9 protein-coding genes and 1 pseudogene are annotated in these 9,427 nt (G+C 37.4%); 8 read left to right on the plus strand and 2 right to left on the minus strand.

Going from position 1 to position 9,427, the window contains the following annotated elements:
• Nucleotides 1-184 (plus strand): hypothetical protein (locus NLX67_RS21995; RefSeq protein ID WP_254313540.1); only part of this gene is annotated, 184 nt, incomplete at its 5' end.
• Nucleotides 166-617: pseudogene (locus NLX67_RS22000) on the plus strand (GNAT family N-acetyltransferase). The gene NLX67_RS21995 and the pseudogene NLX67_RS22000, both read left to right, overlap by 19 nt.
• 154 nt (nucleotides 618-771) lie before the next feature.
• Here the strand turns inward: NLX67_RS22000 and NLX67_RS22005 are convergent.
• Entirely contained in the window at nucleotides 772-1,668 is an 897-nt protein-coding gene (locus NLX67_RS22005; protein ID WP_254313541.1) for a DMT family transporter, read from the minus strand.
• A gap of 322 nt (nucleotides 1,669-1,990) precedes the next feature.
• Between NLX67_RS22005 and NLX67_RS22010 the strand changes: the two genes are divergently transcribed.
• On the plus strand, nucleotides 1,991-2,947 hold the full coding sequence (locus NLX67_RS22010) for a DMT family transporter (protein ID WP_254313542.1): 957 nt from the start codon (nucleotides 1,991-1,993) through the stop codon (nucleotides 2,945-2,947).
• A 261-nt stretch (nucleotides 2,948-3,208) separates the two neighbouring features.
• The gene (locus NLX67_RS22015) at nucleotides 3,209-4,426 is read left to right on the plus strand and encodes an IS110 family RNA-guided transposase (RefSeq protein WP_254313543.1); all 1,218 of its coding nucleotides are present in this window, start codon (nucleotides 3,209-3,211) and stop codon (nucleotides 4,424-4,426) included.
• Between the two features lie 480 nt (nucleotides 4,427-4,906).
• On the opposite strand, the gene NLX67_RS22020 is transcribed toward NLX67_RS22015, so the two are convergent.
• Nucleotides 4,907-5,887 (minus strand): aldo/keto reductase, encoded by a 981-nt coding sequence (locus NLX67_RS22020; RefSeq protein ID WP_254313544.1) that lies wholly within the window; start codon nucleotides 5,885-5,887, stop codon nucleotides 4,907-4,909.
• Nucleotides 5,888-6,072: 185 nt separating this feature from the next.
• Here NLX67_RS22020 and NLX67_RS22025 point away from each other — a divergent pair, with 185 nt between their 5' ends.
• The 4 genes from NLX67_RS22025 to NLX67_RS22040 all read left to right on the plus strand — a co-directional run bounded on the left by NLX67_RS22025 (nucleotide 6,073) and on the right by NLX67_RS22040 (nucleotide 8,817).
• A complete protein-coding gene (locus tag NLX67_RS22025) occupies nucleotides 6,073-6,999 on the plus strand; it encodes an AraC family transcriptional regulator (protein WP_254313545.1) in 927 nt (308 codons plus the stop codon).
• A gap of 287 nt (nucleotides 7,000-7,286) precedes the next feature.
• Nucleotides 7,287-7,784: a hypothetical protein gene (locus NLX67_RS22030; RefSeq protein WP_254313546.1), complete on the plus strand. Its 498-nt coding sequence runs from the start codon at nucleotides 7,287-7,289 to the stop codon at nucleotides 7,782-7,784.
• A gap of 138 nt (nucleotides 7,785-7,922) precedes the next feature.
• A complete protein-coding gene (locus NLX67_RS22035) occupies nucleotides 7,923-8,186 on the plus strand; it encodes a CPCC family cysteine-rich protein (RefSeq protein ID WP_254313547.1) in 264 nt (87 codons plus the stop codon).
• A 241-nt stretch (nucleotides 8,187-8,427) separates the two neighbouring features.
• On the plus strand, nucleotides 8,428-8,817 hold the full coding sequence (locus tag NLX67_RS22040; RefSeq protein ID WP_254313548.1) for a YybH family protein: 390 nt from the start codon (nucleotides 8,428-8,430) through the stop codon (nucleotides 8,815-8,817).
• Nucleotides 8,818-9,427: the final 610 nt, after the last annotated feature.

Here is a 9,427-nt window from a genome sequence, read left to right on the forward strand (position 1 = left end):
GATCGACCTTCCTCTTCCAGCCGTAGTATTCTATACCCGTTCTGCATTCCATTTTCATTATCTGTGGTGTAGCGCTGATTTTGCGCTACATGGATGGCTAACGGGCAGTTTAGTTCAACAAGAAATTAAAATGAATGAAAATAAAGGTATGTATGGGAGAGTAATATGCTTATTCGTAAATTAAATATAGATGAAGAGCCTCCAATGGATTTGTTGTTATTAGCTGACCCTTCTAAAGTAATCGTTGAAGAATATATGCAAAGAGGAGAATGCTTGTAGCTGAAAATGATGCTCAAATTATCGGGGTTTATGTATTACTGCCGATAAGACCTGAAACGGTGGAGTTGGTGAATATTGCAGTAATAGAAGTCCAGAACGGTAAAGGCTTTGGAAAACAACTTGTTATAAATGCTATTGAAGTGGCTAAGTCAAAAGGATACAGAACCATAGAAGTCGGAACTGGAAATTCAAGCATTGGACAATTAGCACTTTACCAAAAATGTGGTTTTAGAATTACGGGTATTGATATAGACTTTTTCATTCGGCACTATCCAAAAGAGATTTTCGAAAACGGTATACAATGCAGGGATATGGTTCGTTTATCTCAAGATTTGTAGATTTAAAATGGAAAGCATTGTTCAACTAACGGTTAGTTCAACAACAAAAACAGGGATTGATTTCCAATATTCCATACAAGACCGAGTGTTGTTTCTAAAAACACTCTAAAATACAAAACAGTGGGAAAACGAATGCTTCCCACTGTTTATTACGTTATTTAACTGGTTTTTTCATTAAGGGTTTTGAAAATTTCATTGATTGATTTTCACTAACAAATGTGGAACCTAAAAGCAATGCCCCACCAAACATTTGAACAAATGTCATTTGTTCTTGCAAGATAACAGTAGAAATCAATAATGATGTGATTGGGTCTACATAACTTAATGCAGCTATACTCTGACCTTTTAATTTCTGCATACCTGAGAAGAATAACAAGAATCCAATACCTGTGTGTACCATGCCTAAGATTAATATAAATGGAATTGAAGAACTTGATACTTCTAAAATACCGAATCCTTCAGTAAAGAATACATATGGCACGAGAAGTAATGTCGCTGTTCCAAGCTGAATTAATGTAGTTTCTAACCCTTCCATGTTTTTGATGAACTTGTTGAATAGCATTAATGAAGCGTAGAATACAGCCGCCATTAATCCATAGCCTATCCCAATTAAATTATCTAATCCAGATGTACTTAGACCACCATTACCAACAATTAATAACATACCTAACATGGCTACACCAATACAGATTATTTTCTTTGTTGATAATTTTTCCTTAAGTACAAGTGGAGAAAGAATCAAGACAAACACAGGTGCAAAATAATAACTTAGTGCTGCGTTAGAAATGGTCGTATGCTTGTACGCTTGGAAAAGGAAAATCCAATTTCCACCCAATGCAATACTCGAAAGTAATAAAACTAAAGCATTTACTTTAACCAATGCCCATGAAATTTTTTTCTTCATCATGAACATAACTATCATTAAAAATAAACTACCAATTAAACCACGTAATAAAGCTATTTCACTCGAAGTTAAATCAATGTATCTTACAAATACGCCAATCGTACCAAAGATTATCATTGATAGTAGGAACTGAATTTTAGATTTCATCGTCTACTCCTTCGAATCTGCGAAACAGCTTATATTTCGCAGATTCTTATTCTGTTTTTAATATAAGCTTATTCAGTGTTGATTCAACAACTGGAGTAAACGGCGGTGGCGGTGATGTTGAAAATGGCTTCCAAGTGTATAAATTTATATTTGATAATGTCATAATAATCCCCCTATTTCTATTAGCAGATAGATATTATCAATTATACTAAAGAAATGCTTATTGAACTAACGGGGTGCTATAGTTGAACAAAGAATGGTTGTCACATAATTTGTTATTATATTACTCCCTAAAATGGGGCGATAGATAGGAGTACATTTGATGAAACACATAGAAAAAAATCGAACTGCATATTTTCTGCTCGTTCTAGCCAATGTAATTTGGGGCGGGAATTTTGTAATTGGAAGGTTAGGGGCAGAATATTTTCCACCTATCACATTTTCACTTTTGAGATGGTCGGTTGCTTTTTTATTGTTGACTCCTTTTATGGTAAGGCCGGTGCTTAGAGACTCTAAAGTTTTGTGGAGCTATAAATGGATCATCCTTCTATTGAGTGTAACTGGAGTTGCCGGATATAACACGATCATTTATTATTCATTGCACTTCACAACATCCATAAATGCATCGATTGTGAACTCAGCTACTCCTTTGTTCATTGCCATCTTTTCATTTTTCATGCTAAAAGAACGGCTTTCAGTGTTACAGGCAACTGGTATATTTTTATCAGTAATAGGGATTATTTTCATTATTTCAAAAGGATCATTTGAAACATTGCAGGCATTTAAGCTTAACCTAGGAGATTTGTTTGTTTTGGTTGCTGTCGTAAGCTGGAGCATTTATTCAATTGTCATAAAAAAGTACTCAAAGATTTTGCCGGCTTTCACTACACTCTATGTCACATCATTTGTTGGGATTCTCATCCTGTTTCCATTAAGTCTCCTCGAAATCATGCAGACAGACGCAGCGGTCACTTTTAACCTGGAAAGCTTATTGATCTTGGGTTATGTAGGCTGCTTTGCTTCTATCGTTGCCTTCATTTCCTGGAATACAGGCGTTGCTAAAATAGGAGCCGCAAAATCAGGCATCTTTATTAATTTGCTTCCGGTATTTGCGACGCTTTTTGCTATTGTTTTTACAGAAGAAGATTTATTATGGTACCAAATCGCCGGGGGATTCATTGTTATTTTGGGTGTAATGCTTTCATCTCGCAAAAATGGGACAGCTTTGCAGAAACTCAGCAAACCCGTCACTGTAACGAAGAATTTTGAAAAACGATAAAATAGATTTCCTTATTCAACTAAAGGGTGCAAGAGTTTAAGAACCGGCTGCTGTTCCAGCCGGTCTTTTTTCTTCATTAACTAAAGGGGCAGCATTCCTGTTAGAAGGATTTGCGCCATCTTGAAAGAAAAAGAGCCCTCTAGTATGATGCATGAGTGTCAACGACCAATTGACCCATCATCAAACAAGGAGGACTCCTCTATGAATTTTAAAGCGAATGAAAAACTTAATTAAGTCACGGAAAACACTCTCGTCGTCGGCATGGATATTGCCAAAACTGTGCATTACGCCTGCTTTGTGGACGAACGAGGACGTGTAATTGAAAAAGCCTTTGCGGTACATCAGTCAAGGAAAGGCTTTGAAGCATTTTATCAAAAGATTCGCCAAGCCATGAAGGAGACTAAGAAAACGGAAGTGATCATCGGAATTGAACCGACAGGACACTACTGGATGAACTTGGCCTATTTCCTGGACCAATATGGGGTACCGCTTGTCATGGTAAATCCGTTGCACGTCAAACGCTCAAAGGAACTGGATGATAATCTTCCAACCAAGAACGATAAGAAAGATGCGTTGGTCATTGCCAGATTAATGAAAGACAGCCGCTTCAGCTACCCCCGTCTCCTCAAGGATGTCGAGGCTGAGCTACGGATCGGTTCTACACTACGTTCAAAGCTGACGGAGGATTTAGCGAGTATCAAAAACCGGATCATCCGTTGGCTTGACCGTTATTTTCCGGAGTTTACGCAAGTCTATCCGTCCTTCGGAAAGATGGCGCTTGCGACACTCGAGACGACGCCTCTGCCACAGGATATTGAAGGGAAAACCGCCGAAGAGTTAGTCTTTCTCTACCGGCAGGTAGAGGGAATGAGGGCACCACAATTGCCGAAAGCGAAGCTTCTGATAGAAGCAGCCACGAGTTCGATCGGACTGACAGAAGGATTACAGATGGCCCAACATGAAATTGCCACGCTCCTGCGCCAGTACCGGTTGTTGGAAGCAGAAATCGAGAGCTTAAACAGTCAATTAGCCGAAATGGCGAAAGCGACTCAAGAATACGAATTCCTTGCTTCTGTTCCTGGATTAGGGGATGCCACAATCGTCGATCTGCTTTCGGAAGTAGGAAGCTTTTCACTCTATGAAAATCCACGCCAACTCATCAAACTAGCGGGATTAACATTACGTGAAACTTCATCCGGCCAACACAAGGGCCAAAAACATATCTCCAAGCGCGGCAGAAAGAGATTGAGGATGGTTCTTTTCAAAGTGATGGTCCTACTGATTCGGCATAACGAGGCGTTTAAAAAGCTTCATGAATATTACACAACCCGACCACTTAATCCCCTGAGGGGAAAACAGTCAATGGTTGTGCTATGCGGTAAATTACTCAAGGTATTACATGGTATTTGTAAGAAGAGAGTACGTTTTGAGGCAAGGTATATGATGCAAGATCTCAACTGTCTTGGAGTGGCAGCGTAATATATTTCAATTAATCGACTATAACAAGAAGGATGACACGGAGAAGCCGGCATGATAACTAAACTAAGACCACGAGTCCCCGGGGCAGCTTAGCAGGCCTCTGCCTTATGAATAGACCGAACGAAGGAATGTAAGCGCACTGACGCTAAGAGACATGGGAGGGTACGTCGTCATAAGTATTGCAGAGATCCATTGTGCATCAAAATAACAGAAATAAAAGCTAATAATTTCCATTAGCTTTAGCGAAGCGTACACTCAACTTGGTAATAAAAACAATAAATTCAAAACTATGTTTATAAGTAAGTATAAAAATAATTTTCCTCTCATCACGAAGTGATGTAAACCGTTGATACATCAATGTTTATAGAGGGAGGATAGTTTAAGTACATCTCTTCACAAAGCAATATAAAAAAATCTTAATGTAAAAAACCCAACTTTCCTACTATGGAAAATTGGGTTTTCCCCTACAATTTAATCCAATTAATTATGGCCTACTATTGGATGAGGTACATATGGCTCTTCAAGATATGCAATTTCTTCGGTTGTTAGCTCAACTGACAAAGCTCCTACAGCATCTTCAAGATGCGATATTTTCGTAGCCCCGATAATAGGAGCAGTTACTGGCTCTTTCTGTAGTAACCAGGCAAGCGCGATGTGTGTGCGAGGGACACCGTGTTTTTCGGCGATGGACGCTACTCGCTCGACAACCAATCGATCAGCGTCCGAATTCGCATCGTATTTAGATTTTTGAATTTGATCTGTCTCGGAACGATGCGTTGTTACTGACCAGTCACGCGTTAATCTTCCTGATGCAAGAGGGCTATATGGAGTGACACCAATTTTCTCTTCTTTACAAAGAGGCAGCATTTCTCGTTCCTCTTCACGGTAGATTAGGTTTAAATGGTTCTGCATGGACACGAACTTCGTCCAACCATTTTTTTCTGCCACATGTAACGCTTTTTGGAACTGCCAAGCGAACATGGCAGAAGCACCGATGTATCTAGCCTTTCCAGCTTTCATCACGTCATGTAATGCTTCCATCGTTTCTTCAATAGGGGTATTGTAATCCCAACGATGGATGATATAGAGGTCTACATAATCAGTTTCCAGCCTCTTAAGACTGTTATCGATTTCACTCATAATTGCTTTTCGGGAAAGACCAGAACCATTTGGACCTTTATGCATTTCTCCGTGTACCTTAGTTGCTATTACGACTTCATCACGATTCGCATAATCCTTTAGAGCTCGTCCAAGATATTCCTCGCTTGTACCAAGGGAGTATACATTTGCTGTATCAAAAAAATTAATCCCTAACTCAAGTGCTTTTTTTATAACGGGGCGAGAGTCCTCTTCGTTAAGTACCCATTGGTGAAGCCATTTGTCAGCGTCCCCAAAACCCATACATCCAAGACAAAATCGGGATACGTCTAAGCCTGTATTACCAAGTTTCACATACTCCATTTAATTGTTCCTCCCTTTCCTAAAAGACACATTTATCGTGACCTGTATACAATTAATTATGTCATAAAAATAAAGAAACCATTATCACAATCCTACTAAGTTTTTGCCTAATTCTCTAAAACCATCTTACTCAAGAATTTATTATTGGATATAATGAACTAAGATGAAAAAAAGGAGAACAAGTTATGTCTGAGAAAACATACAAACACCAATGTGAACTTGCTAAACTCATTGAAGGCTTTTCAAAACAGGACGATGTTCACCCTACGCCTATTCCATCTTTATTTGTCATACGTGAATCCATTATTACTGAACCTATTTCTAGAGTTAACGAGCCTTCGTTTTGCATTATCCTCCAAGGAGAGAAAGAGGTGTTGCTTGGAGAGGAACGATTTTTGTATGGTCCTGGTCACTATATTGTGGCTTCAGTTGACTTGCCAGTAACAGGTCAAGTATTCAAAGCCTCAACAGAATCTCCTTATTTAGCTCTAAAACTTGAATTCACGCCAAGCCAAATATTAGAGGTTTTAAATGAAACAGATTATCAAATTGGACAGGGTAAGAACACTAAACGAGCTATGTTCGTTAGCAGAGTAGGACCATCTTTGTTAGATGCAGTACTTAGATTAGCTCGTTTATTAGAATATCCAAAACATATCTCTGTTCTTGCTCCATTGTATAAAAAAGAAATTATTTATTGGATTTTACAAGGTCCACATGGTGAAGCACTTGAGCAAATGGCTTTAGAAGGTAGCAATGCCTCTAGAATAAGAGAGGTTATAGACCATATCATGAATAATTATGAAAAATCTTTTCGAATAGAAGCGCTTGCCGAAATTGCGAATATGAGTGTCTCATCGCTACATCGACATTTTAAAGAGGTTACAGCTATGAGTCCCATTCAGTTTCAAAAACAATTAAGATTGCAGGAAGCTAGACGCTTATTATTAGCTGAATCAATAGATGTAGCCGAAGTTGCATTTAGGGTGGGGTACGAAAGTCAATCGCAATTCAGTCGAGAGTATTCCCGAATGTTTGGTTTTCCACCTAGAGTAGATTTAAACAGAATGAGAGAGAACGACGTTTATATTACGAAAAGTAACAGATTGTGAAGTATTGTACTTAAACAAACGGGGTGCAAGAGTTTAAGAACCGGCTGCTGTTCCAGTCGGTCTTTTTTCTACCTCAACTAAAGAAGCAGGTTAATGAAGAAGGAATGTTATTATATGAAATTAAAAATAGAGTAGTTTAGAAGTGAATCCGGATATTTTGGGTTTGTTTTTTAAAAAAGGAGCGGATACCTGATGTTTCTTGAAAAGCACGAACCAGCAGCAATTGAGGAATTTTCCTGTTTTGATGAAAAAGGAAATTTTATTGATTCTGAGGAACCTCAATCAAAATGCAGTTATCAAAAATAAATAGATATATTGTTGAAATCAGCCAAAATAATAAGGTTATTATTCCTCCCTTTCTTTTTTGGATATTTGAGAAAGGATATAAAATTTATTGCATCAATGATTGCAGGAGTTCTTTTACAGAAATGACTAATGTTCAAAGAATCCTCTTTGAACGAGAAAAAGCCGAAGGTAATTGGATTGATTTGAATAAAAACAGCCATATATATCAAAAAGAATTTAATCATGTAGAAGAAATAGAATTTATAGTGGATACATTCTTACTCTTTTCGAAAAACAGCTTAGACAATACAAATTTGTTGAATTTATATGAGGATTTTAAGATGAAGGATTCAAGGTTTCCCAATCTTAGCTTCCCAAGAATCTTACCGAAATATAGAGATTTGATTATAGGAAAGGTTTCCTGGGGAGAGTCTTATTTTAAGCCTGGAACGACAGAGGAACCTGCCGTTTTGGTTTGTTATACAGTTCAAAAGCTTTAGCTCCCTCTAGAATTAACGGGGGCTTTTGTTTAATATCTCGGCTGTCATTTTGGCAGCCTTTTCTTATTCAGCTAACGAAGCAGGTTAGTTTAATAAAACTATATGTTAAAATTTATAAAACAGTTACGAGGTGAAAACGTGGAATATACTTGTCCTTGTTGTGGATATAAAACATTAGATGAAGAACCACCTGGTACATATGATATTTGCAACATCTGTTTTTGGGAAGACGATGGGATTCAATATAAAGACCCCGATTATGAAGGCGGTGCGAATGAGGTTTCATTAAGACAGGCACAAAAAAATTTTATAAAATTTGGGGCTTGTGATGAAGGCAGCGTTAAATTTGTAAGAAAACCAATTAAAGAAGACATCAAAGACCCAAACTGGAAACCGTTATAGTATATAAAGATATAAAATTAGTGGTTCCTTCTTCAACTCCCATGTAAGAACGAGTTTCCTTACATAATCTGTGGTGCAATGCTTGAGCTGCATGGATGGCTAACGGGGGCTTTTGTTCAATATCTCGGCTGTCATTTCGGCAGCCTTTTCTTATTCAGCTAAAGAAGCAGTTTGGTTTAAGAAGGATATTGAGTTCCAATTGGATAATATATACAGTTTAAAAGTGATAAGGAGATATATTATGGAACACGAATTAAAGGAGTTTATCAAGAAGTGTGACATTGCAATAAAGCAGGAAGATTTTGATACGCTTATGAGTTACTACACTGATGATGCAATCTTGGTTGTAAAGCCTGGAATGATTGCACGAGGTAAAGAGGAAATCAAAGAAGCATTTATTAAGATTGCAAAATATTTTAATAATAGTCTCGTACCAACACAGGGGGAAATGATTATTTTAGAAACTGGAGACACCGCATTAGTTATTTCCCAAACGCTACTTGATGCCGATAAAAATGAATCGGAATTTTCAATGGATAGAAGAGCAACATATGTGTTTAAGAAAAATTCACAGGGTGAATGGCTTTGTGCAATCGACAATTCATATGGTACAGACTTAATCAATATGTAGACTTTTATGCTATTGTTTATGACCATAATCTGCTTTACAGTTATGGTGTAACGTTCATTTTATATGTAAACGTATTAATTTTAGAACTTTATCTAAGAGGTGATAAAATGAACACTCGTCCTTTTGGATTTTTGAATATATATGGTAGTTATAGGAGAGTCATTGAATTCAGTATTATTGCGTATTGTTATTTCAATGGTTCCATCACAGGGCAAAAACAAAATCAGATCAATTTTATCTATTCACCACATTTGTTTAATAATTCCTCATATTAGACGATCAAGACCCTAAGCTCTTGTGAATAAAGAAAATCCTCGTGAATTTATAGTTCTGTGCGAGTTCACAGTATTACGTACAAATCCGTTACAAATTTAACTCTAAATACTAGAGATTAAAAAAGGAGACTATCGCCATTTCGTTATTAATGACTTTTGGGACAGTCTCTATTTTTTCGAAAATTACTCTATCAGATTTTACCGAAAGAGTACCCCCACTTCAATCATGTGATGGGCGAAGACCAATGATAAGTGACCGGGTGAATTTCGGTTTGCGAAGCAAACGCTTTTGTTCTTAGTTCCAAATTTGGTAAAATAACACTTAATAATATTGA

Source organism: Domibacillus sp. A3M-37 (assembly GCF_024213455.1).
In the GTDB taxonomy this organism is placed as follows: domain Bacteria; phylum Bacillota; class Bacilli; order Bacillales; family Domibacillaceae; genus Domibacillus; species Domibacillus tundrae.

Bases quoted from the DNA above. Each gene is read 5' to 3' on its own strand.
- NLX67_RS22005 (WP_254313541.1), bottom strand. From the start codon at position 1,668: ATGAAATCTAAAATTCAGTTCCTACTATCAATGATAATCTTTGGTACG.
- NLX67_RS22010 (WP_254313542.1), top strand. From the start codon at position 1,991: ATGAAACACATAGAAAAAAATCGAACTGCATATTTTCTGCTCGTTCTA.
- NLX67_RS22015 (WP_254313543.1), top strand. From the start codon at position 3,209: ATGGATATTGCCAAAACTGTGCATTACGCCTGCTTTGTGGACGAACGA.
- NLX67_RS22020 (WP_254313544.1), bottom strand. From the start codon at position 5,887: ATGGAGTATGTGAAACTTGGTAATACAGGCTTAGACGTATCCCGATTT.
- NLX67_RS22025 (WP_254313545.1), top strand. From the start codon at position 6,073: ATGTCTGAGAAAACATACAAACACCAATGTGAACTTGCTAAACTCATT.
- NLX67_RS22030 (WP_254313546.1), top strand. From the start codon at position 7,287: ATGCAGTTATCAAAAATAAATAGATATATTGTTGAAATCAGCCAAAAT.
- NLX67_RS22040 (WP_254313548.1), top strand. From the start codon at position 8,428: ATGGAACACGAATTAAAGGAGTTTATCAAGAAGTGTGACATTGCAATA.